General features: G+C 38.4%; 1 protein-coding gene. It reads right to left on the bottom strand.

The features are described from left to right. The coding region (locus BGI41_RS08270) for a tetrahydromethanopterin S-methyltransferase subunit A (RefSeq protein ID WP_143744826.1) at positions 1-404 on the bottom strand (404 nt) is incomplete at both ends.

The raw sequence follows: 404 nt of genomic DNA, 5'->3' as shown, positions 1-404 counted from the left end.
GCTCCACCATCTTCAGTATCGATTAAATCAACAATTTCTAATTGGTTTTGGAATCTTTCAACACCTTCCATAGGAATGTTTTCTACAAAAGGAATTGCTCCAGTAGCACCATTAATTTTCTTTTTCTCAGGGTCACAACCGTTTGCATGTAAAGCTTTAAATGCTTGACCAGTAATATGACCTTGTACTTCTGCACCACATAAGATTAAGAATCTGATATTAGGGTTAGAAATAATATTAGCAACTACTTTTTCAACACCAAGATTTTCTGTTTTACATGGTCCTGCAATAGCTGCTCCAGCAGCAGCAGGGATATCTTCGATATGGGAAGCTAAAGTTGCTACAGCAACAGGACTTTCTGGGTCTCCTGCAATGTAATCACCAGTAACAATAGGCCATCCATC

Origin of the sequence: Methanobrevibacter sp. 87.7 (assembly GCF_002208625.1) — an archaeon.
In the GTDB taxonomy this organism is placed as follows: Archaea; Methanobacteriota; Methanobacteria; order Methanobacteriales; family Methanobacteriaceae; genus Methanarmilla.
Note: the sequence above shows the minus strand (reverse complement) of the source record. Positions and strands in the feature narration are given on the sequence as shown.